Origin of the sequence: Haloterrigena salina JCM 13891, assembly GCF_000337495.1 — an archaeon.
Classification (GTDB): Archaea; Halobacteriota; Halobacteria; order Halobacteriales; family Natrialbaceae; genus Haloterrigena; species Haloterrigena salina.
This window is the reverse complement of the sequence record NZ_AOIS01000036.1, coordinates 66,499-87,797: the sequence shown is the minus strand read 5'-3', so window position 1 is coordinate 87,797 and position 21,299 is coordinate 66,499. Positions and strand designations below refer to the sequence as shown.

19 protein-coding genes and 1 pseudogene are annotated in these 21,299 nt (G+C 66.9%); 17 read left to right on the top strand and 3 right to left on the bottom strand.

Features of this window, described 5'->3' with window-relative positions; genetic code table 11:
* Positions 1–143 precede the first annotated feature (143 nt).
* The 10 genes and pseudogenes from C477_RS10165 (at position 144) to mnhG (ending at position 9,665) form a co-directional block, all read left to right on the top strand.
* Positions 144–1,805 (top strand): tRNA uridine(34) 5-carboxymethylaminomethyl modification radical SAM/GNAT enzyme Elp3, encoded by a 1,662-nt coding sequence (locus C477_RS10165; protein ID WP_008894394.1) that lies wholly within the window; start codon positions 144–146, stop codon positions 1,803–1,805.
* 416 nt (positions 1,806–2,221) lie between these two features.
* A complete protein-coding gene (tenA, locus tag C477_RS10160) occupies positions 2,222–2,881 on the top strand; it encodes a thiaminase II (protein ID WP_008894393.1) in 660 nt (219 codons plus the stop codon).
* Positions 2,882–2,945: 64 nt separating this feature from the next.
* Positions 2,946–3,278 (top strand): hypothetical protein, encoded by a 333-nt coding sequence (locus tag C477_RS10155; RefSeq protein WP_008894392.1) that lies wholly within the window; start codon positions 2,946–2,948, stop codon positions 3,276–3,278.
* A gap of 224 nt (positions 3,279–3,502) precedes the next feature.
* The gene (gene mbhE, locus C477_RS10150; protein WP_049914472.1) at positions 3,503–5,863 is read left to right on the top strand and encodes a hydrogen gas-evolving membrane-bound hydrogenase subunit E; all 2,361 of its coding nucleotides are present in this window, start codon (positions 3,503–3,505) and stop codon (positions 5,861–5,863) included.
* Positions 5,860–6,323 (top strand): annotated as a pseudogene (locus C477_RS10145) (MnhB domain-containing protein). Before mbhE ends, C477_RS10145 begins: the two are co-directional and overlap by 4 nt.
* Positions 6,320–6,676 (top strand): sodium:proton antiporter, encoded by a 357-nt coding sequence (locus C477_RS10140; protein WP_008894390.1) that lies wholly within the window; start codon positions 6,320–6,322, stop codon positions 6,674–6,676. Before C477_RS10145 ends, C477_RS10140 begins: the two are co-directional and overlap by 4 nt.
* Positions 6,677–6,696: 20 nt before the next feature.
* The gene (locus tag C477_RS10135; RefSeq protein WP_049914484.1) at positions 6,697–8,397 is read left to right on the top strand and encodes a complex I subunit 5 family protein; all 1,701 of its coding nucleotides are present in this window, start codon (positions 6,697–6,699) and stop codon (positions 8,395–8,397) included.
* A complete protein-coding gene (locus C477_RS10130; protein WP_008894388.1) occupies positions 8,397–9,002 on the top strand; it encodes a Na+/H+ antiporter subunit E in 606 nt (201 codons plus the stop codon). Before C477_RS10135 ends, C477_RS10130 begins: the two co-directional genes overlap by 1 nt.
* Positions 8,995–9,294 carry a monovalent cation/H+ antiporter complex subunit F gene (locus C477_RS10125; protein ID WP_008894387.1) on the top strand — a complete coding sequence of 100 codons (300 nt, stop codon included), beginning with the start codon at positions 8,995–8,997 and terminating at the stop codon, positions 9,292–9,294. The genes C477_RS10130 and C477_RS10125 overlap by 8 nt, the downstream gene beginning before the upstream one ends.
* On the top strand, positions 9,291–9,665 hold the full coding sequence (gene mnhG, locus C477_RS10120) for a monovalent cation/H(+) antiporter subunit G (RefSeq protein ID WP_008894386.1): 375 nt from the start codon (positions 9,291–9,293) through the stop codon (positions 9,663–9,665). The genes C477_RS10125 and mnhG overlap by 4 nt, the downstream gene beginning before the upstream one ends.
* 6 nt (positions 9,666–9,671) lie before the next feature.
* On the opposite strand, the gene C477_RS10115 is transcribed toward mnhG, so the two are convergent.
* The 3 genes from C477_RS10115 to C477_RS10105 all read right to left on the bottom strand — a co-directional run bounded on the left by C477_RS10115 (position 9,672) and on the right by C477_RS10105 (position 13,079).
* Positions 9,672–10,187 carry an SHOCT domain-containing protein gene (locus C477_RS10115; protein ID WP_008894385.1) on the bottom strand — a complete coding sequence of 172 codons (516 nt, stop codon included), beginning with the start codon at positions 10,185–10,187 and terminating at the stop codon, positions 9,672–9,674.
* 346 nt (positions 10,188–10,533) lie between these two features.
* Positions 10,534–12,741: a DHH family phosphoesterase gene (locus C477_RS10110; protein ID WP_008894384.1), complete on the bottom strand. Its 2,208-nt coding sequence runs from the start codon at positions 12,739–12,741 to the stop codon at positions 10,534–10,536.
* Positions 12,742–12,815: 74 nt separating this feature from the next.
* On the bottom strand, positions 12,816–13,079 hold the full coding sequence (locus tag C477_RS10105; protein ID WP_008894383.1) for a hypothetical protein: 264 nt from the start codon (positions 13,077–13,079) through the stop codon (positions 12,816–12,818).
* Positions 13,080–13,237: 158 nt separating this feature from the next.
* Here C477_RS10105 and C477_RS10100 point away from each other — a divergent pair, with 158 nt between their 5' ends.
* The 7 genes from C477_RS10100 (at position 13,238) to C477_RS10065 (ending at position 21,179) form a co-directional block, all read left to right on the top strand.
* Positions 13,238–13,966: a metal-dependent hydrolase gene (locus C477_RS10100; protein ID WP_008894382.1), complete on the top strand. Its 729-nt coding sequence runs from the start codon at positions 13,238–13,240 to the stop codon at positions 13,964–13,966.
* Positions 13,967–14,253: 287 nt separating this feature from the next.
* Positions 14,254–15,729 carry a cytochrome ubiquinol oxidase subunit I gene (locus C477_RS10095; protein ID WP_049914483.1) on the top strand — a complete coding sequence of 492 codons (1,476 nt, stop codon included), beginning with the start codon at positions 14,254–14,256 and terminating at the stop codon, positions 15,727–15,729.
* The gene (locus tag C477_RS10090) at positions 15,722–16,747 is read left to right on the top strand and encodes a cytochrome d ubiquinol oxidase subunit II (RefSeq protein ID WP_008894380.1); all 1,026 of its coding nucleotides are present in this window, start codon (positions 15,722–15,724) and stop codon (positions 16,745–16,747) included. The genes C477_RS10095 and C477_RS10090 overlap by 8 nt, the downstream gene beginning before the upstream one ends.
* A gap of 363 nt (positions 16,748–17,110) precedes the next feature.
* The gene (locus C477_RS10080; protein ID WP_049914471.1) at positions 17,111–19,066 is read left to right on the top strand and encodes an MEDS domain-containing protein; all 1,956 of its coding nucleotides are present in this window, start codon (positions 17,111–17,113) and stop codon (positions 19,064–19,066) included.
* Between the two features lie 72 nt (positions 19,067–19,138).
* Positions 19,139–19,534 carry an OsmC family protein gene (locus tag C477_RS10075; RefSeq protein ID WP_008894377.1) on the top strand — a complete coding sequence of 132 codons (396 nt, stop codon included), beginning with the start codon at positions 19,139–19,141 and terminating at the stop codon, positions 19,532–19,534.
* A gap of 221 nt (positions 19,535–19,755) precedes the next feature.
* Complete coding sequence (locus tag C477_RS10070) at positions 19,756–20,868, top strand: ComEC/Rec2 family competence protein (protein WP_008894376.1); 1,113 nt, start codon at positions 19,756–19,758, stop codon at positions 20,866–20,868.
* Positions 20,865–21,179, top strand: coding sequence for a DUF3006 family protein (locus C477_RS10065; RefSeq protein WP_008894375.1), 315 nt, complete (start codon positions 20,865–20,867; stop codon positions 21,177–21,179). Before C477_RS10070 ends, C477_RS10065 begins: the two co-directional genes overlap by 4 nt.
* Positions 21,180–21,299: the final 120 nt, after the last annotated feature.

The window sequence follows — 21,299 nt, the reverse complement described above, 5'->3', positions numbered from 1 at the left end:
CGACATTCCTGCTTTTCGATCGACCGAGACCGATCGCGTCGCCGACCGTCTCGAGTCGAGACGATCCGCACCGACCCGAATCGCTCGAGCGCGGATTCGCGAGTCCGACACGCTTATTCACGAACGGCGACGAAAGACGTACAGTGAGTACCGAGACGCCCGAACCGACCGAAACCGAAGCGTTCGAGCGGGTCTGCGAGACGCTCGTCGAGCGGATCGTCAACGGCGAGATCGAGCGCGACGAGGTCGAGAAAGCCAAACTCGAGGCCTGTTCGGAACACTCGGCGCCGAAGGTGCCGAAGAACTCCGAACTGCTCGACTACGCGCCCCAGGAGTACCGCGAGGATCTCGAGGCGGTCCTCCAGCGCAAGCCCGTCCGCACCGCGTCGGGCGTCTCGCCGGTCGCGATCATGACCTCGCCCGAGCGGTGTCCCCACGGGAAGTGTCTCTACTGCCCCGGCGGCCCCGACTCGGAGTTCTCCTCCTCCCAGAGCTACACCGGCGAGGAGCCCGCGGCCGCCCGCGGAGTCCAGAACGATTACGACCCCTACGGGCAGGTGACGCTGCGCTTGGAGCAACTACGCGAGATCGGCCACCCCGTCGACAAGGTCGAACTGATCCTGATGGGCGGCACGATGACCGCCCGGAGCCACGACTACCAGGAGTGGTTCGTCAAGCGGGCCCTCGAGGCGATGAACGACTACGACGTCGAGAAGGAGCCCGAACCGGCCGAGGGCGAGAGCTTCGCGCAGGATCCCGAGGAGTACGACTGGAAGTACGTCGAGGACGTCATCGCCGAAAACGAGACCGCGGACGTCCGAAACATCGGCACCACGTTCGAGACCAAGCCCGACTGGTGTGACCCCGAGCAGATCGACCGCATGCTCGATCTCGGCGGGACGAAAGTCGAGGTCGGCGTCCAGACCACCTACGAGCGCATAAATCGGGAAATGCACCGCGGCCACGGCGTCCAGGAGTCGATGGAGGCCAACCAGCGACTGCGGGATTCGGCGTTCAAGGTCGGCTTCCACATGATGCCCGGCCAGCCCGGGATGAGCAAGGAGATGTGCCTCGAGGACTTCCGCCGAATCTTCGAGGAGGAGGCCTGGAAGCCTGACTACCTGAAGATCTATCCGACGCTGATCGTCCGCGGGACGGCGACCTACGACTGGTGGCACAACGGCGAGTTCGACCCGCTCGACAACGACGAGGCCGCCGAACTGGTCGCCGAGATCAAGGATATGATCCCCCGCTACACGCGCCTGCAGCGCGTCCAGCGGGACATCCCGGCGGACTACATCGACGCCGGCGTCTGGAAGTCGAACCTCCGGCAACTCGCCCGCAAGCGGATGGACGACCACGACTGGACCTGTGAGTGCATCCGCTGTCGCGAAGCCGGGATGAACGACGAGACGCCCGAGAACGTCGAACTCGACGTGATGACCTACGACGCCTGCGGCGGGACGGAACACTTCATCTCCTTCGAGGACTTCGACCAGGACCTCCTCGTCGGCTTCTGCCGCCTGCGGTTCCCCAACGATCCCGTCCGACCGGAACTCGAGAACACCGCGCTCGTGCGCGAACTGCACGTCTACGGCAGCGAAGTCACAGTCGGCGACGAGGGAGCAACGGACCAGCATCAACACCGCGGCTACGGCCGCCGACTCATGGCCCGCGCCGAGGAACTCGCCGCCGACGCCGGCTACGACAAGGTCAGCGTCATCTCCGGAATCGGCGCCCGGGAGTACTACCGGGAGAAACTCGGCTACCACCAGGACGGGCCGTACGTCAGTAAGCGACTCTAAGCGGCCAGCGAGCGGTTCGATTACGATTTCTTCCCCGCCAATCGCGTGTCAAACGCCCCTCGAGTCCTGTTCCTCGCACCCGTATAAAATACTCCACAGCATACAGAAAATTTATGAGTAATCGGAACGGAGTATTAGGCGCCGACGATCGTCGGCACCGTTGTCAACACTCCCCAGACCGACAGCGGCACACCGAGTTGCCTCTCACCCAGCACGCCGGGACTGCTCCCCAAACCGCTCGTCCCCCACCGAGCGATCCACTCCCGGCGTGTATCCTCTCACTTTGCTTTGACACCCCTCGAGTCGATTCTCCGGCCAGTTCCCCGAGTCAGACGCAATGGCGAGTCGCTCTTCGGATACAATCGGGTTGTATCGGTTATTTATAATAGCATGCTGTCCGTCAGCGTCGATTCGAGATGGCTTTCAGCGACCGATTACTCGAGGCGGGAGCGGACGTCTGGGCGGCACAGAAGGACCACCCGTTCGTGCGCGAGCTCGCGGCGGGGACGTTGGACGAAGACGCCTTTCAGCACTGGGTGAAACAGGACTACCGGTACTTGCTCGACTACGCGCGGGTGTTCTCGATCGCGGGCACGAAGGCCCGCGACGAGGCGACGATGACCCACCTGTTGGGGGTCGCCCACGAGGTCCTGGACCACGAGATGGATCTCCACCGGGAGTTCGCCGCCGACTACGGCATCTCCCCCGAGGAACTCGAGGCCGTCGAGAAGGCGCCGACCTGCCACGCCTACACGAACTTCCTCGTGCGAACCGCCTACGAGGGGTCGATCGCCGAGATCGCCGCGGCGCTCTACCCCTGCATGCAGGGGTATCTCGACGTCGCGGAACACATGGCCGACCTCGCCGAGGAGGACCACCGGTACACGCCCTTCATCGAGCTGTACACGGGCGAGGAGTTCCGCGAGGCGACCGCGTGGTGTCGAGAGTTCGTCGACGACTGCGGCGAGCGGTATCCGGGCGAGCACGACGCGATGCGCGAGGCGTTCCTGACGAGCGCCAAACTCGAGTACCGGTTTTGGGAGATGGCCTACACCCGCGAGGACTGGGGGCTCTGACCGCGGCCGCGACAGAGACGGTCGGACCGTTGGGGTCATACTGTCGGTGTCCTAACCGTCGCCTATGAGCGAGCGCGACACCGTCACCGAACGCATCGCGGCGGCGACCCTTCGGATCGACGTCCCCCTCGAGCGCGGCGGCGAACTGGCCGTCGCCACACAGGAGGTCCTCGAGTCGCTCGCGACCGTCCGGTACGCCGACGTCAGGGAACTCGGCGCGGTCGACGCGGGCGACGACGGGTTGGCGGTGACGATCGACTGTCGGCTGACGCTCCACGGCGACGACGCGACCGCGGCCGAAGCGACCGGACGGCGGGCCCTCCGCGAGGCGGACCGAGTGCTCGGGATCGATCGGTTCGAGACGGTCGACGGGCCGTACCGTATCGAACGGTGGTGAACGTCCCGCTGTATCGGACCGATCGCGATCGTCGCTCGACTCGCCAAGACCGTCGACCGTCTCGAGCGCTCGTTGCCGCTCGACTCGCGATTTCGACCGACTCGGTAACGGCGACCAACTGCCGATTCCAGCCGCGACAGCCCTGTAATCTACCGACGACGACCGGAATAGGAACCGAAAGGCGACGATTTAAGTACGCCGTCTCGGTAGATTAGCAAAACTAGATGCCGCCAGAGTTGTCGGTAGTGCTGGCTGCCGTCGCCCTCCCCTTCGTCGCCGCTGTGAGCACGCCCGTCCTGTACCGTCTGCTCGGCGAGCGGACCGGCTACGCCGGCGTAGCGGTCGCGCTGGCGAGTTTCCTCCTGCTGGCGAGCCAGCGCGGCACCGAGGGCACCGTCGGCCTCGAGTGGATCCCGTCGCTCGACGTCGCTCTGCGCTTCTATCTCGACGGCTGGGGACTGCTGTTCGCGATGTTAGCCTGCGGTATCGGGACGCTCATCTTCCTCTACTCGCCGGCGTACATGCACGGCGAACCCCACCTCGCTCGCTTCTACACCGCGTTACTGGCGTTCATGGGCTCGATCGTCGGCGTCGCGCTGGCGGCCGACCTGATCGCGATCTTCCTCTTCTGGGAACTCACCAGCCTCTGTTCGTTCGTCCTGATCGGCCACTACACGGCCGACGACTCCTCGCAGTACGCCTCTCGGATGGCGATGTTCATCACCGTCGGCGGCGGCCTCTTCCTGCTCGTGGGGCTGCTCTTGCTGTCGATCGTCGCCGGCGACGTCGTCGGCCCCGACGCCGCCTTCAATCTGGCCGCGATGCTCGAGACCCCCGAGGCGATGGCCGAGGGCCTCCGCGAGCAAGGGCTGTTCCTGCCGGTGCTCGCCCTGCTCGCGATCGGCGCGGGGACCAAGTCGGCCCAGGTTCCGCTGCACTTCTGGCTGCCCAACGCGATGGCGGCGCCGACGCCCGTCTCGGCCTTCCTCCACTCCGCGACGATGGTGAAGGTCGGCGTCTACTTCATCGGGCGGATGCGACCCATCCTCGTCGGCGAGGAGTGGCTGTTCCTGTTCGCGACGCTCGGCCTGACGACGATGACCGTCTGCGCGATCATGGCCGTCGCTGCGACGGACATCAAGGAACTGCTGGCCTACTCGACGGCGAGCCACCTCGGGCTGATGGTCGCCGGCTTCGGCTTCACCTCGATCTACGGCGCCGAGACCGGCGTCTTCCACCTGCTCAACCACGCCCTGTTCAAGGCGGCGCTGTTCCTCGTGGCCGGAATCGTCGCCCACGAGGCCGGCACCCGCAACATCGACAACCTCGGTGGTCTCCGTCACGACCTCCCGGTCACGGCGATCATCACGGTAATCGTCGCGCTGAGTATGGCCGGCATTCCGCCGTTCAACGGCTTCTACTCGAAGGAACTGCTGTTCGAGGCGGCCGTCGAGGCGAGCCACCACCACGATATCGGCGTGCTCGGTGTGCTCTACCCCGCCGTCGCCGTCTTCGGGAGCGTCTTCACCGTCCTCTACTCGCTGCGCTTTCTCTCGCTGTTCTTCGGCGACCGGCCCGATGCCCTCGGGCACGTCCACCGCCCGTCGACCACGCTGGTCGTCGCGCCGGGCGTGCTGGCGCTCCTGGCCGCCGTCGTCAGCGTCGAACCGCAACTCGCCGTCGACGTGATCGTCCAGTCTGGCCTCGACGCGACCGCCCTCGAGCACCACGAAATGCACGTCAGTCTCCCGACGTCCTACTCCCCGCCGGTGGGGATGAGCGCGATCACCATCGTGCTCGGACTGGCCGCCTACCCGTTCTACGACCGGATTCACGATGGACTCAACGCGGCGCTGGACGCGGCCCCGCTGATCGCCGCGAACTGGTGGTACGACGCGATCGTCGGCGGTCTCACCGGCGGCGGCGCCCTGGTCGGCGACCGCATCCACAACGGGTTGCTCCGGACGTACGCGACGTGGACGTTGCTGGGCACCTGCGGGCTGGCGCTCGCTGGGTTCGTCGCGGCCGGCACCGTCGCCTCGTCGGAGCTCATCGACTTCGACGCCGCGCCCGCGGTCGCGCTCGTCCTGCTCGTCGCCGTCGTTGCGGGGCTCGCGGTCGCACTCTCCGACTCCCACATCGCCGGCGTCCTCACGCTGTCGATCCTGGGCTTTATGGTCGCCATCTTCTACATCCTCGCGAGCGCGCCCGACCTCGCGCTGACCCAGCTGGTCGTCGAGACGCTCGTGCTCCTGATCTTCCTGCTGGTGATCGAGGAGATCCCCGAGTACTACGAGGTCAGCCTCGGCAAGTACGCCCGCGACGCCGTCGTCTCGCTGGCCGTCGGCGCGACCGCCTTCATCACGGTCCTCGTCACGACCGACGCCCGTCCCGAGGGCTCGACGGATATCGCCCGCGTCTACGCCGAACAGGCCGTCCCGGAGGGCGGCGGAACGAACATCGTCAACGTCACCCTCGTGGACTTTCGCGGCTTCGACACGATGGGCGAACTCGTCGTGGTCGCGATGGCCGCGATCTCGATCCTGACGCTGATCGTGATGCGGTCGGGAGGTGACGACGAGTGACGACCGTCGTCATGCGCACGACCGCTCGCGTGGTCGTCCCGATCATCCTCGTCGTCTCGATCTCGCTGTTCGTCGAGGGCCACAACCTCCCCGGCGGCGGCTTCATCGGCGGCGTCCTCACGACGACGGCGTTCGCGATCATCTACCTCGCGTTCGGGCTGGACTTTGTAGAGCGCGGGGTGCTCGGTCGCGACGTCGACCCCGGCAAGGAGCCCTCGAGGGACCGCGTCGTCGTGGCCTACCNCGGCTCTTCGAGTACGGGCTGGCGATCGCCGTCCTGAGCGGGCTGGTGCCGCTGCTGTTTGGGCGGCCGTTCCTGACCCAGACGTTCGTCATCTTCGAGCACGTCCCGCTCTACGGCGAGATCGAGATCGCCAGCGCGCTGGCCTTCGACTTCGGGGTCTACTGCGTGGTCGTCGGCGGTCTCCTGACGATCCTCTCGGTGGTGGGCGCCGAATGACGGCCGTGATCCTCGCCGCCGTGGTCGGCGCGCTGTTCGCCCTTGGCACGTTTCTGCTGCTCCGCCGGGATCTGATCCGGGTCGTCTGGGGGCTGGCGATCATCAGCCAGGCGGCCAACGTCTACCTGCTGGCGATGGGCGGCCTCGCGGACGCGAGCGCCGACTCGGTCCCGATCCTCGCGGGCCACGGCGAGCACGTTCCCCAGACGGCCGATCCGCTGGTACAGGCGCTCGTGCTGACCGCGATCGTCATCGGCTTCGGGATGACCGCCTTCGCGCTCGTGCTGTCGTATCGGGTCTACGAGGAACACGACACGCTGGACGTCTCCGAACTGGGTGACCGCGACCGATGATGACGCAGCTACTGACGACGATGACGGGGCTCGAGTCGACACTGACGACGGCGGGAATCGAGCCGACGGCGCCGCTCGCCGCGGTGCCGGGCGGCTCCGAATCGGGACTGGTGATCGCGCCGATGCTCGTCGTGCTCGTCGCGGCCGTCGCGAGCCTCCTGCTCGGCCGGTGGCCGCGGGTCCGGATCGGTGTCAGCCTCGCGGGCGGCGCGGCCTACGCGGTCGTCGTCGCGGCGATCGACTGGTACATCGTGCTCGCGCCGGACGCGCCGGGGGCCGCGACCTACCAGGTCGGCGACTGGCCGGCGCCCTTCGGCATCACGCTCGTCGTCGACGGCCTCTCGGCGTTCATGCTGACGATGGTCGCCGTCCTCGGGATCGCGTCGCTGGTCTTCTCGACGCGCGTCCTGCCCGAGATCGACCGCCGCAGTTACTACTTCCCGCTGTTTCACTTCCTGGCGCTGGGCGTCACTGGTGCCTTCCTCACCGGCGACCTGTTCAACCTCTTCGTCTGGTTCGAGGTCATGCTGATGGCCAGCTACATCTTCGTCGCCTACTACGGCGGCCCCCAGCACACCCGCGCGGCCTTCTGGTACGTCTCGTTGAACCTGCTCGCGAGTGCCGTCTTCCTGCTCGGCGTCGGCGGCATCTACGCGACGACGGGGACGCTCAACATGGCCGACCTCGCGCAGCGACTCGCCGACCCCGGCGCCTACGGGCTCGACCCGACACCGGTCGTCGGCCTCTTCGCCCTGCTGTTGTCGGTGTTCGCGATCAAAGCCGGCCTCGTCCCCTTCCAGTTCTGGATCCCGACCGCTTACCGGGCCGCACCGCCCCAGATCTCGGCCCTACTGGCCGGCGCGACCAAGAAGGTCGGCATCTACGCGATCATCCGCCTCTCGTTTACCGTCCTCGCGGACGCGGACGTCCCGGTCGAGCTCGCCGTTCCGGGCGTCGGAACCGTTATCGCCGGCGACTCCCCGCTCGCGTTCGTCGGCGCGGCGCTGTTCGTCATGGCCGCCGCGAGCATCCTTGTCGGCGGGATCGGCGCCGTCGGCCGGGACTCCATAGAGGGCGTCCTCGCCTACTCGAGCATCGGGCAGGTCGGCTTCATCGCCCTCCCGGTCGCCCTCGCGGCGACGACCGGGAGCGCCGAGTTGCGCCACTTCGCCGTCGTCGCCGCGCTGGTGTACGCGCTCAACCACACGCTGGCGAAGGGGCTATTGTTCCTGGCGGTCGGCGCGATCCGGTCGGCGACCGGGACGAGCCAGCTCTCCGACCTCGGCGGACTGGCCGGCCGGTCGCCGCCGCTGGCGATCGGCTTCTTCGTCGGCTCGCTCGCCCTCGTCGGCATCCCGCCGCTGTCGGGCTTCTTCGGCAAGTTCCTCGTCTTCGACGCGGCGGCTCGAGCCGAGTCGGCGCCGCTGCTCGTCCTCTTGCTGGTCGGCTCCCTGCTGACCATCGCCTACGCGACGCGGACGTGGAACCGGAGCTTCTGGGGGGCCCGAACCGACGCCGTCGAGGAGGCGTCCGTCGACGTCGTGCAGGTGGGCGTCGTCCTCGTTCTCGCGACGGCCATCGTCGCGGTCGGCGTCGGCTTCGAACCGGTCTACGAGTTCGCCGACACCGCCGCGTCGGCCGCGCTGGACAGCGAGGCGTACGTCGACGCGGTCGATCCGGTCGAGCCCGACGACCTCGGGACCGGGGGAGGTGAGCACTGATGCGGGTCAAGACCTGGCCGCTGGCCGGTGCCGTCTTCGCCGTGCTGTGGATCTTCGTCCGCGGGCCGTCGCTGGCGCCGTCGGCGGTCCTCGGCCAGTTCCTCTTCGGGTTGGTCGTCGGCCTCCCGACGGCGTTCGTTTTCCGACGGCTGTACATCGAGCGGGTCGACGTCGCCCGGGGGACGCGCGCGCTCCCCGCCGCCGGTCGCTACTTCGCGGCGTTTCTCTGGGAGGTCGTCCGCGCGAACCTGGACGTCGCCTACCGGGTGCTCTCGCCGGGGATGCCGATCGAACCCGAGGTGATCCTCGTGCCGCTGCGAGTCGAAACGGATCTGGCGGTCACGACCATCTCCAACAGCATCACGCTCACGCCAGGGACGGTCACGCTGGACCACGACGAGGAGACCAACGCCCTCTACGTCCACGCGGTCGACGGCCGCGACCCCGAGGCGATCGTCGCGCCGATCCGAACGTGGGAGGACTACGCCCTCGAGATGTTCGACGAGGAGGCCTCGCCCGACGACCCGGCGCCGCGGATCGTCGTCTCCGGCGGGGAAAGAGACAGGGGCCCCGCCGGCGAACGCGGAGGTGAGAACGATGAGTGAAGCCGCCGATCCGGCGCTGCTCGACGCCGTCGTTGGCGGGGCGCTAATCCTCGTTAGCGGCCTCTGCGTGCTCTGTAGCTACCGCGTCATCTCCGGGCCGACGAACCCCGACCGGGTCGTCGCGCTGGACGCCATCGCGACGAACGTCGTCGCCATCGCCGTCCTCTTCGCCATTCAGACCGACCGCGGCCTCTTCATCACGGTGAGCCTGGTGCTCGCGATCATCGGCTTCATCGCGACTGTCGCCGCCGCCAAGTTCATCACCGACGGGGAGGTGATCGACGAACCGTGATCCGAACTGGACTAACGATCGCGCTGATCGTCGTCGGCGTCTTCTTCCTGACGGTCGGCACCATCGGCATGCTCCGCCTGCCGAACGTCTACAACCGAATGCACGCGACGAGCAAGCCCACGACGCTGGGGACGGCGGCGATTTTCTTCGCCGGCTTCGCCCACTTCGGCCCCGGCGCGGAAGGGTTGACCGCGCTCATCGGGATCGTCTTCCTCTTCCTGACCGTCCCGACCGGCGCCCACATGATCGCCCGCGCCGCCGAGCAGATCGGCATCCCCTTCGAGGGGAGCGTCACCTGGCCCGACGCCTCGGCCGTCGACCGATCCGACCGAGCCGAGCGGGCCGAACGCACGGAGAAGTCCGACGATTAGGGGCCGTCACCGGTCGTACTCGAGGTCTCGCTCCCCGTTTCCGTCCCCATCCCCATCACCGTCCACTCCTCGATCGCGGTCGCGCCCGCGAACCCACTCGTTGGCGTCCTCGAGCGTCCCCGTCTCTAGCAACCGCTCGAGTTTGCGCTCGAACTGGTTGTCGGTCAACTCGCCGGCGGCGTAGCGATCGCGGAGCGTCTCGAGAGCGTCGCGGCGATCCGCCGGCGCGTCCGTTCGGTCGCCGTCGGACTCGGATTCGACGTCCGCACTCGAGTCGGTCGTCCAGTCGTCCAACCACTCCTTCCGGTCGGCCTCGTCGCCGAACACGAGGGCGACCAACGGGACGACGACGATGTAGCCGACCAGCAGGGCGGCGAGCCACCAGCTCTGTCCCGTGAACATCGCGCCGAGCCACAGGCCGGTCACGAGCATCGACGCGATCCCGGTCGCGTTCTCGCGGAGGCGCGTTTCCAGATCGTCCTCGGTCCGCCGTCCTCGAGCGGCCCCCTCGCTCCCGTTCATACGTCTCTATTCGACCGGCACCGGAAATACGTTAACGGTCCGAGATATCGTCGACTGTGCGGAACGATACGCACAGCCGCGGTCGATAGCGCTCGTACCGAGACTCCGGCGTGCGGTGGCGCGCGCCGCCGACGCGTCTGAGCACTGCGAGGACGCGGCGGAAAACCCGTGCGAGGGATGAGTGAGTGACCAACGGGAGCGAACGAGTCGGTTGGGGAGGGTGTGGCAATCCCCGTTGCCACGGTAGCAGGGTGCCTGTTTTCGGTCGGGTTTGCTCTTCGGCCGCTGCGCAATCGACACAGCGCCGCCGCTACGGACCGTGAGAGACAGCGGAGAAGTGCGCGTGTTACGCGAGCGTCTCGCCGAGCGCCTCGAGTGCGGCCTCGCGGACGGCGTCGCGTTCGCCGGGCAGGAACTCCACGTGGCCGTCCTGTCCGCCGACGACGCTGACTCCCGCGTTGGGCACCGCGTCGTCGATCGCGTCACCGAGCTCGCGGACGTTCAGCGACTCGGTCGCGCGGACGTGCAGTTCGTCGTCGCCGACACCGAGGGTCACGAACGGCCCCTCGTCGCGCTGTCGACGGTGGAGCGCGTCGAGCAGCAGTTTCGTCGTCGGGAAGTTGTACCGGTGGGTGAACGCGTCGGTGTCGAGCACGGCGACGGTGACGCCGTCGACCCGCTCGGTCTCTAGGTTCTCCCGGGCCGTCTCGAGTTCGGTGTCGAGTTTCGCGCGGAACTGCTCGGAGACGTGGGCGGCTAGATCGCCGTTTCGACCCGTCTCCTCGTCGCCGAACAGCAGGTCGATGACGAGTTCACGCTTGTCCTTGTACGACTGGTAGAAGGCCTCGAGGGCGACGGCTTCCCGCCGGTCCGAGACCGCGGTCTCGTCGTAGCCGGCCTCGGTCGCGAGGTCGACGTACGCCTCGGGGGTGTCCTCCCAGTAGCTGACCGCGGGGAGGTGGACGAGGTCGTCGCGGACGTCGCTGTTAACGTGAGCGGCGACGTTCGCGGCGAGCGCCGTCGACGTGAGGTCGGTGACGTCGGCGCCGGACAGCGACGGTGCGACGGCCACCGAGACGGCGTCGGCGATCTCCTCGTCGGCGCGGCTATCGTCGATGACGACCGTCTCGGCGTCGTACAGCGAGAGCAGGTCGTAGCCGTCGATCGACTCCTCGGTGGAGCCGGCGTCGGCGACGACGACAAGCGGCAGTTGCTCGCCGTGGCGGTCGCGGGCCTCGAGCATCGAGGTGACGTCGCTGGTGGCGGCGTCCATGTCGTAGACGCGGCCGTCGAGCGGGCGCCGTTCGAAGTAGTGGTACTCCGCGTCCTCGCGGGTGTGCTTCTCGCGGATCAGCGGGAGGACGGCCCGCTCGATGGCGGCGCCGGCGACGTAGCCGTCAGCGGTCGCGCCGTGGCGGACGACGATCGGTCGGGCCTCGACGACGGCGCGTCGGATCGCGGTCGCGGCGTCGGAGAGTCCGTCCTCGACGGCGGCGACGGCGTCGTGGTCGGCCAGCAGGTCGATCTCGGCCGGTCGGGCCTCGCGTTCGATCGATTCCTCGAGACGGTCGCGAACGGCCTCGCGGTCCTCGCCCTCGAGGATCTCGAGGGTCTCCGTCTCGATCTGGAGGTCGCCGTGGTGGCGTTCGACCTCGCCCTCCAGCGCGACGACGTCGTCGATGTCGACGTCGGGGTAGGCGCGGACGCCGGCCTCCTCGAAGGCGGCGCACTCGACGGTGGCCGTCTCGTCGCGGAGTTCGAAGACGGTCGGGCCGCTGGTCTGGCGGACGCCGGTGATCTCGCCCTCGAGACGAACGACGCTGCCGACCTGGTCCTCGATGGCCTCGATCGTCGTGCGCTTGAGCGCCGGTTCGGACTCGGGTTCGGCGTCGGCCGCGTCGTCGGTGGCCGCCGTCGAACCGGTCGCGGCCGTCTCGGTGGCGACGCCGCCACTGCCGCTCCCGGCGGCGACGGTTTCGCTCGCGTTCGGCGCGCCGGTCTCGTCGGACGGCCCCGTGTCGTCGGCGGCCGCCTGCAGGTCGCCGGCGGCGGGATCCTCGTCGGCGCTGGGTTCCGATTCGGTCTCGGTTTCGGACGCCGCGTCGGCGCCGGAAGCGGAGGCGGAGTCAGAATCGGAACTGGAACTGGAATCGGATCCAGCGTCGTCCTCGAGATCCTCGGGACGAACCTCGTCGTCGCCCGTGTCGATCAGGTGGCCGCGGAACTCGCGTTCGCGCTGGCGGATCGACCAGCCGAGGTCGACGTTGCCGTTGTCCCGAACGTCGAGGACCTGGACGAAGACCTCGTCGCCGGACTCCCAGTCGAGGCTCTCCAGTCGTCGGTCGAGTTCGCTCCTGTGCAACAGACCGGTTACGTGGTCTCCGATGTCGACGAAGACACCGAAGTCGGCGTAGCCGTCGACGACGCCCCGGTAGTAGCGACCGGGGGTGAGCTCCGAGGCGGACGTGCCGCGAAATTCGAAGACCGCGTCCTCCTCGTGACTCTCGCAGATTTCGCCGTCGACAGCTGTGCCACAGATGATACAGTTACCCATCTATTCGAACCAAGCGGTTTCGTCCTAAAACGGTTGTCGAAATGCGTTCGGTACTCGGCGGCCGGCGGACGGGCTCAGTCGAAGACCGGCGAGTCCTCCTCGAGCGTGTCGATATCGTCGGCGAGCTTCCGGACGTCCTCGGGGAACAGCGAGACCTGGACCTCGCTGCCGTCGTCGTCCTCGAAGACGAGCTTGACGCGCTTGTCGCCGAATTCCCGCGCCTCGGCTGACTCGACATCGAACATCTTGACCGTCGCCGACTTGTTCGCCGGGCCGACGTTCTTGATCGATCCATCGTTCAGCTCTACCATGAAGTCTTCGAGCGTCAGTGAGAGCATACTCGCCGTACGGGCCCCGGCTAAAAAACCGCACGGCATCGGCGGGCGGCCGGGCCGCCGCGGCGTCTCGTCCGATCGGCTCGAGGCGGCAATTAGCGGTCCGAAACCAACCGGCTCGACCACCTTTAAGTTGTATTCGACCCAATCGATCGCACGCAATGCAAGTCACCTGGCACGGCCACTCGACGTGGCACGTCACCGTAGGGGAGACGGAGCTGCTGATCGATCCGTTCTTCGACAATCCGAAGACGGACCTCGAGCCGGCCGATATCGACGCGCCCGACTACGTGTTGCTGACACACGGCCACGCCGACCACATCGCCCACGCCGGCGAGTTCTCCGAGGCGACGCTGGTCGCGACGCCGGAACTCGTCTCCTACTGCGAGGACGAGTTCGGCTTCGCAGACGCCGTCGGCGGGATGGGGATGAACCTCGGCGGTACCGTCGACTGTGGCGACGCGTACGTCAGCATGGTCCGTGCCGACCACACCAACGGGATCATGACCGAGAACGATAGCAGCGCCGGCATGCCCGCCGGCTTCGTCGTCTCGGACACGAAACCGACGCAGGTCGCAGACGAAGAGTCGACCACGTTCTACCACGCCGGCGACACCAGCCTGATGAGCGAGATGAAAGACGTCATCGGCCCGTATCTCGAGCCCGACGCCGCCGCGGTCCCGATGGGCGATCACTTCACGATGGGGCCCCAGCAGGCCGCCATCGCCGTCGACTGGCTCGACGTCGACGTCGCCTTCCCGCAGCACTACGACACCTTCCCGCCGATCGAGCAGGATCCCGCCGACTTCGAGAGCGAAGTCGCGGGCACCGGCAGCGACGCCGACGTCGTCGTCCTCGAGGGCGACGAGTCCTACGAACTCGACGGATAGCCATCGAGGCGGGCGAGGAAGTCGAACCGGTCCCCGCCGCGTAACCGCTGCTGTCGGAGTCCCGTTTCGGTCGCTACGATCTTCTCCGGGTCGCGTCGTCGAGTGCAGCTATCGTCTCTCGCGGTCTCGAGGACCGTGACCGTCGTTCTGACTCGCGCTGCGCTCGAGTTCGCCAGCCGTCTATTCGTCGGACTAGGGGCGTGATCGGGATAAGTCACGAGGTTCAGTCTTCGAAAGCAGGTCTCGGCGGAAGGCACGTCATTATAAAGACCCGACGTATGATCGTGATGTCTGTCCGGATACCGGTATCAGCGATCGGGGACTCCGCCGCCGATCTCGTAGCCACGATAGCGTTTTTGAGTCCGGAGTTGGCCAGTCGAATCCAGTTCGGCTGGACGATCACGGTCCACATTCTCTTCGCATCGCTCTCGATCGGACTCGCACCGTTTCTCGTCTACGTTACCGTCCAAGAGGTTCGAACGGGCGACCGACGGTACGCGCGCCTCCGGGAGTTTTGGACGAAGGTCTTCGGCGTCGGCTTCGTCATGGGCACCGTTACCGGCATCCCGATGGGGTTCATGTTCGGGACGAACTTCGGCTCGTTCTCGACGACCGTCGGCGAGCTACTCGGGGGGCCCCTCTCGTTCGAGGTGAAGATGGCGTTCTTCCTCGAGGCGGTTTCCCTCGGCGTCCTGCTGTTCGGTCGCGAGCGCGTCTCCGACCGGTTCTACGTCCTGTCGTCGGTGCTGGTCGGGGTCGGTGCGTGGCTGTCGGCATTTTGGGTGCTCGTCGTCAATTCCTGGATGCAGACGCCGCGAGGGTACGAAATCGTAACCGAGGGCGGCACGTCGGTCGCGCGACTCACCGATCCCGTCGCGGCGTTTTTCAACCCGCGATTTCCGTGGATGTACGTCCACATGCAAAACGCCTCGATCATCGCCGTCACGCTGCTCGTCGCGGGCGTCGCCGCGTACTTCGTCCGGACGAACCGAGAGAGCGACGCCTGGCGAACGGCCCTCCGACTGGCCGTCGTCGTCCTGCTCGTGACGTCGGCGTTTCAGGCCGTCCACGGGGATGCGTACGGCCGCCACGTTGCCGACACGCAACCTCACAAGTTCGCCGCGATGGAAGCCCACTACGAGACCGGGCAGGCCGATCTCCACCTCGTCGCGATCCCGACCGACCCCGAGGCGATCACGGACCCGCGAGCGGAGAACCTCTATACCATCAGCATCCCGCATGCGGCCTCGTTCCTCGCCAGCGGTGGTGATCCGACCGCCGAGGTGACCGGGCTCGACGACTTCGAGTTCGAGTCGCCGCCGGTCGCGATCGTGTTCTGGTCGTTCCGTCTGATGGTCGGTCTCGGGTTCTGGTTCATCGCCCTCGGCGCGTGGGGAACCTACCGGTACTGGCGGGGCGACCTCGCCGAGGCCGATCGCTACCTGCAGGTACTGATGGCGTCGGCGCCGCTCGGATTCGTGGCGCTGCTCACCGGCTGGTACGTCACCGAGATCGGGCGACAACCCTGGCTCGTACAGGGCGTGCTGCGGACGGCCGAGGGCGTCTCGCCGTCGCTGACGTCGACCGAAGCGACGCTGACGCTGCTCGGGTTCGTCGTCGGGTACCTCGGCTTGCTCGCCGCGTTCCTGCTCGTCTGCAAGCGATTCGTCGACGAGGAACGCGATCGCTGCGGTGTCGGAGACCGCGACGACGCCGACGGTACTACCGACGGGCGACCACGCGAGGTGACCGCCGATGACTGAGGCGCTTTCGGCGACCGAACCGGCGCTAGCGTCGACGTCAACGTACCTCGTCGAGTCGTTACCGGAGCTGTGGTTCGGGCTCGTCGTCGCGACGTTCGGCGTGTACCTCCTGCTCGACGGCTTCGACTTCGGCGTCGGCGTCCTGTTCGCCGAAGCCGACGAGGCCGAACGGCGGCGATTCCTCGCCGCGTTCGGGCCGCTGTGGAAGGCCAACGAAGTCTGGCTCGTCCTGTTCGGGACCGTGCTCTTCGCCGGCTTCCCGGCGGCGTACGCCGTGATCCTGAGCCGGTACTATCTCGCAGTCTTCGCGCTCCTGCTGGCGCTCGGCCTTCGCGGACTGGGTTCGAAATTCCGGGGGGAACGCGACGACGAGCGGTGGGTTCGGTTCTGGGACCGCTGCTTCGTCGTCGGGAGCACCGCCGCGCCGTTTCTCCTCGGTGCGTTCGCCGCGAGCTGGGCGCTCGGCGAACCGACCGTAGTCGCCGTCGTCCCGCTGCTCGCCGGCGCCGCTACCGTCGCACTCGTGACGGCCCTCGGCGCGGCGTTTCTCTGCGTGAAACTCGAGTCCCCGATTCGCGAGCGGCTCGTTCGCCGCGGACGTGCGGCGACGGCGGGGTACGTCGCGCTGGGCACGGTGACGCTCGTCGCGTCAGTTATTCGGTATCCCGCGCTCCGGTCGGAAATCCAGTCGGTCCCGATGGGCGGACTCTGTATCGGTACGATCGCGTGCGCCGGCGTCGCCGTCGCGGCTGCAACCGGAACCCGCTACCGGTGGTTCGCGGTCGCGACGGGCGGGCTTGCGGTCGCGTTCGCCGCAATCATCGGCGTTTTGCTGTATCCCGCGATCGATCCCGCGACCGGAACGACGATCGCCGACGCGGTCGCCGCGCCGCTCTCCCTCAACCTCACGACCGGATTCGCGGTCGTCTTTCTCCCGCTCATCGGCTCGTACTTCGTCGTTCTGTACTCGCTGTTCGACGACCCGGCGAGCGACAGCGGCCAGTACCAGCACGGGTAACCGGTCACCCGACCGAGCCGACCTCCCCTCGGACACCGGTTACGGCAGCAGATGTGGACGTCTCGACCGGCACGAGTGAACAGATGAACCCGCTCTTCGAGGAGAGATGCGGTGCGACGAGCGAGATCGCGCGTTCGAGACGACGACGGCGTCGCCGTTTCGTTCGCTCGACCGAGAGCCGGATCACCGTCTCGAGCGTCGCCGTCGTCGACGGGTCCGTTCCGAGAACACGAACGGAGCGAACATCGGCATCAGTTCTGAAACTTCTGGTTATCGTGGGTATTTTTCGTACACGAACGATCGCCGAAGACCGACCACCGTCCTTTTATCTCCACATCCGCTCCTTGCGAGTAGCTGATCCTCGTGAGCAAGACCCCATCCTCCACCGCAGACGGCGTCCTCGGTCTCGAAAGCCCCCTCGAGGCCCTCCAGACGAGCCCGCAGTTTCGCGGCCCCGTCGAACCGATGGACGGCGACTTCTGTAACGATCACTTCGCGCTGATTTACGAATCCCGATCCGACCAGTTCGCGGCGATTGCCCCGTTCATCCGGCAGGGACTCGAGCGCGGCGAGCGCTGCATGTACGTCGTCGGCGAGGACGAAGCGACCGAGGTCCGGTCGGCGCTCCGGAACGGCGGCATCGACGTCGACGCCGCCCTCGAGTCGGGGGCGCTGGTCATCGAAACCATCGAAAACACCTACCTGAAGACCGGCTCGTTTGACGCCGACGAGATGATGGACCGCTACGCGGAGATCATCGAAGAGGCGACCGCCGACTACGAGGCGTTTCGGCTGGCGGCCGAGATGTCGTGGATCCTCGAGGCCGAGGTCTCCGTCGAGGAGTCGATGGCCTACGAGAGCAAGGTGAACGCGCTCTTCGACGACGAGGACGCGATCGCGGTCTGTCAGTACGATCGCGACCGATTTCCGCCGACGGTCCTGCGCGACGTGGTCCGGGTACACCCGCATCTCATCTACGATAACACCGTCTGTCACAACTTCTACTACACCCCGCCCGAAGAGTTCTGCGGCCCGAACCAGCCGCGCCACGAACTCGATCGGATGCTCGGGACGCTGCTCGATCGGACCGAGGCGAAGACCGAACTGCAGGAGCGAGAGCGGTACCAGCAGCGCCAGAACGAGATCATTTCGGATCCCGACAGCTCCTTCGAGGAGAAGTTGCAGGACCTGTTCGACCTCGGCAGCGAGCGGTTCGATCTCGAACTCGGCGGCATGGCCCGCGTCGATCCCGACGACGATCGATTCGAACTCGAATACGTCAGCGGCGACCACAACCGCTTCGAACCCGGCGTCGAACTGCCGCTGTCAGAGACCTTCTGTGCGCTCCCGGCCGAAACCGGGTCGACGGCGAGCGTCGCCGATCCCGACGTCGACGGCTACGCCGATCTCGAGTCCTGCCGAGAGTTCGGCGTGCGGGCGTACCTCGGCACCTACCTCGAGATCGACGGCGGTTCCGATCGGGCGTTCGCGTTCGTCGACTCGGACGCGCGCAACGAACCGTTTTCAGACGACGAACACGCCTTCCTCCAGTCGATGGGCCAGTGGGTGAAGTACGAACTCGAGCAACACCACCGCGAACGCGAACTCGAGCGGACGATCGATCGGCTCGAGGAATCCAACGAACGGCTCGAGCAGTTCGCCTACGCCGCTTCCCACGACCTCCAGGAACCGCTGCGGATGGTCTCGAGTTACCTCCAGTTGATCGAGCGTCGGACCGGCGACGACCTCTCCGAGGAGCTCCGCGAGTTCCTCTCGTTCGCCGTCGACGGCGCCGAACGGATGCGCCGGATGATCGAGGGACTGCTCGCGTATTCGCGGGTCGAGACGCGCGGCGAGCCGCTCGAACCGGTCGAACTCGACGAGGTCGTTGAGGACGTCCGCGAGAATCTGCAGGTCCGACTCGACGAGACCGACGCCGAACTCTCGGTGGAACCCCTTCCGCGCGTGCAGGGCGACGGCAACCAACTGCGACAACTCCTCCAGAACCTCCTGAGCAACGCGATCAAGTACTCGGGAGAGACGCCGCCTCGAATCGAGGTGACGGCCGAGCGCGACGGAACCATGTGGGAACTCTCGGTGCGAGACGAAGGCATCGGGATCGAAGACGACGCGCGAGAGCGGATCTTCGATATCTTCGACCGACTGCACGGCCGCGAGGAGTACGACGGGACCGGGATCGGCCTGGCACTCTGTGAACGGATCGTCGAACGCCACGGCGGCGAGATCTGGGTCGAGTCCGAACCCGGCGAGGGGTCGACGTTCTCCGTTACGCTCCGGAAAGCGGCGCCTGCGGAGTAGCTCCGTCGCGTCGCGGGGCCGTCCACCGCACCAGTAACGTTTACACCGCCGCCCGTGGACGACTCGAGTGCTATGGCGAAGCAGGTCACCACCGTCTCCGAGGAGGGTTACAGTGCGACGAACGAGATCCGCGAGTTCGAGACGACGATCGACGCCAACGGCGAGGACGCGCCGGACACGCTCGAGGCGCTGCTGGCCGCGTACGGCTCCTGTTACGTCCCGGCGCTGCGCGTCGGCGGGCAACAGCGCGACGCGGGCGACCTCGGACAGATCGAGATCGACATCACGGGCGAACTGAACGACGACGACAAACTCGAGTCCGTCCAGTTCGACGTCCGCGTCGAGGCCGACGTCGACGAGGACACCGGCGAGGAAGTCATCGAGCGCGCCTTCGAGCTCTGTAAGGTCCACGACGCGCTGAAGGACAGCCTCCACGCGGAGACGAGTTTCGAGGGGAACGCGGTCTAGCGCGGTTCTCGACGGACGGTCCGTGCACGGCTCGCGTCAAATAGCCGACCGTCGCGGTCTCAGTTCCGCGGGTGACTCGTTCGATCGCTCGAACGGTCGCCCCCGAATCGATCGAGGGAGATCCGAGTATCAAATTCTCTACAGTACATATTTCTGAAGCGGATAGTAGTGGCAACTGAACGATCCGAACCACCATACGCCGCGGCGTCATCGAATCGGATATGCGACGCCACCGCGGTCTCGTGGTCGTGTCAGTCGCTGGACTGCTCGTTCTGTCGGGATGTCTCGGCGGGTTCGTTCCGAGCGACGGCTCCGAGGGCGCCAGCGACGACAGCGACGACGCCGCTGGCGATCTCGAGATCCACCACATCGACGTGGGACAGGGCGACTCGACGCTGCTGGTCACGCCCGACGGCGAGACGGTGTTGATCGACACGGGCACCTGGCAGGCCGACGGACGGGGAGTCATCGACTACCTCGAGGGCGAGGGGATCGAGCGGATCGACCACCTCGTCACGACCCACGGCCACGCCGACCACATCGGCGGTCACGCGGCCGTCATCGAGCACTTCGAGGAGCGAGGCGAGGGCGTCGGCGCGGTCTACGACCCCGGCGTCGCATCCACCAGCGCCACCTACGACAACTACCTCGACGCGATCGAGGACCACGAGGTCAGGCTCCTCGAGGTCGCCGCGGGCGATCAGTTGCCACTCGAGGACGAGTCGGTCGATGCGACCGTACTGAACCCGCCCGCCGACGACGGAGGCAGTATCGACGCCTACAGCACCGTTCTCAGCGTCGAGTACGGCGAGTTCTCGTATCTGACGACGGGCGACATCGAGGACGGAGCCGAGCGGCGACTCGTCGAGGAGCACGGTGACGCCCTCGCGGCCGACGCCTATCAGGCCGGTCACCACGGCTCTTCGACCTCGTCGACGGCGCCGTTCCTCGACGCCGTCGACCCCGAAATCGCGGTGATCTCGAGCGCGCTCGACTCCCAGTACGGCCACCCCCACGACGAGGTGCTCGAGGCCTTCGCCGATCGCGGCGTCGAGACCTACTGGACCGGCGTCCACGGCGACGTCGTCCTCGAGACCGACGGCGAAAACGTCGCGGTGACGCCCGAGACCGAGGGCCCGACCGATCCGGCGGCGCTGCTCGAGCGAAAGGAGGCGGCCCAGTCGGCGTCGGAATCGCTGTCGGAGCCGTCGCCCGGACCGCCGTCCGAACAGTCACCGTCGGACGCAGGGCCGTCGATCCAGCCCCAGGCGACACTCGAGCGGGCGCCCGCACCGGTGGTTGATGGTGCCGCACCGCGTATCCCAGCCCGATGACCGAGCGCTACACCGCGGTCCTCGATCGGATCGTCGACGGCGAGACGGCCGTACTCCTGCTCGAGGACGACGGGACGGTGGTCGACGAGCGCGTCCTCGATGTAGATCGGCTGCCCGAGGACGGTCGTCACGAGGGCGCCGTCTTCGACGTCGAACTCGCGGACGACGACAGCCTCGAGGCCGACGATGACGGTCCCGAGGCAAACGACGACCTCGAGACGATGAGCTATCGCCCGTCGCTCGAGCGGGATCGACGGGAGGAGGCTCAGGATCGGTTCGATCGCCTCTCCGAGCGACTCTCCGACGAGTAGGCGAACGCGGGGCTCACGGTGAATCGAGGTGGAGAGATGGAACGAAGGCAGGTGTCGGGGTGAAAACCCCCATGGTGGTTCGGGATGTGTGGGATGACACAGCAGCGGAGTGCCTTCGAT

Bases quoted from the DNA above. Each gene is read 5' to 3' on its own strand.
- tenA (WP_008894393.1), top strand. From the start codon at position 2,222: ATGGCTTTCAGCGACCGATTACTCGAGGCGGGAGCGGACGTCTGGGCG.
- C477_RS10155 (WP_008894392.1), top strand. From the start codon at position 2,946: ATGAGCGAGCGCGACACCGTCACCGAACGCATCGCGGCGGCGACCCTT.
- mbhE (WP_049914472.1), top strand. From the start codon at position 3,503: ATGCCGCCAGAGTTGTCGGTAGTGCTGGCTGCCGTCGCCCTCCCCTTC.
- C477_RS10140 (WP_008894390.1), top strand. From the start codon at position 6,320: ATGACGGCCGTGATCCTCGCCGCCGTGGTCGGCGCGCTGTTCGCCCTT.
- C477_RS10135 (WP_049914484.1), top strand. From the start codon at position 6,697: ATGACGGGGCTCGAGTCGACACTGACGACGGCGGGAATCGAGCCGACG.
- C477_RS10130 (WP_008894388.1), top strand. From the start codon at position 8,397: ATGCGGGTCAAGACCTGGCCGCTGGCCGGTGCCGTCTTCGCCGTGCTG.
- C477_RS10125 (WP_008894387.1), top strand. From the start codon at position 8,995: ATGAGTGAAGCCGCCGATCCGGCGCTGCTCGACGCCGTCGTTGGCGGG.
- C477_RS10115 (WP_008894385.1), bottom strand. From the start codon at position 10,187: ATGAACGGGAGCGAGGGGGCCGCTCGAGGACGGCGGACCGAGGACGAT.
- C477_RS10110 (WP_008894384.1), bottom strand. From the start codon at position 12,741: ATGGGTAACTGTATCATCTGTGGCACAGCTGTCGACGGCGAAATCTGC.
- C477_RS10105 (WP_008894383.1), bottom strand. From the start codon at position 13,079: ATGCTCTCACTGACGCTCGAAGACTTCATGGTAGAGCTGAACGATGGA.
- C477_RS10100 (WP_008894382.1), top strand. From the start codon at position 13,238: ATGCAAGTCACCTGGCACGGCCACTCGACGTGGCACGTCACCGTAGGG.
- C477_RS10095 (WP_049914483.1), top strand. From the start codon at position 14,254: ATGTCTGTCCGGATACCGGTATCAGCGATCGGGGACTCCGCCGCCGAT.
- C477_RS10090 (WP_008894380.1), top strand. From the start codon at position 15,722: ATGACTGAGGCGCTTTCGGCGACCGAACCGGCGCTAGCGTCGACGTCA.
- C477_RS10075 (WP_008894377.1), top strand. From the start codon at position 19,139: ATGGCGAAGCAGGTCACCACCGTCTCCGAGGAGGGTTACAGTGCGACG.
- C477_RS10070 (WP_008894376.1), top strand. From the start codon at position 19,756: ATGCGACGCCACCGCGGTCTCGTGGTCGTGTCAGTCGCTGGACTGCTC.
- C477_RS10065 (WP_008894375.1), top strand. From the start codon at position 20,865: ATGACCGAGCGCTACACCGCGGTCCTCGATCGGATCGTCGACGGCGAG.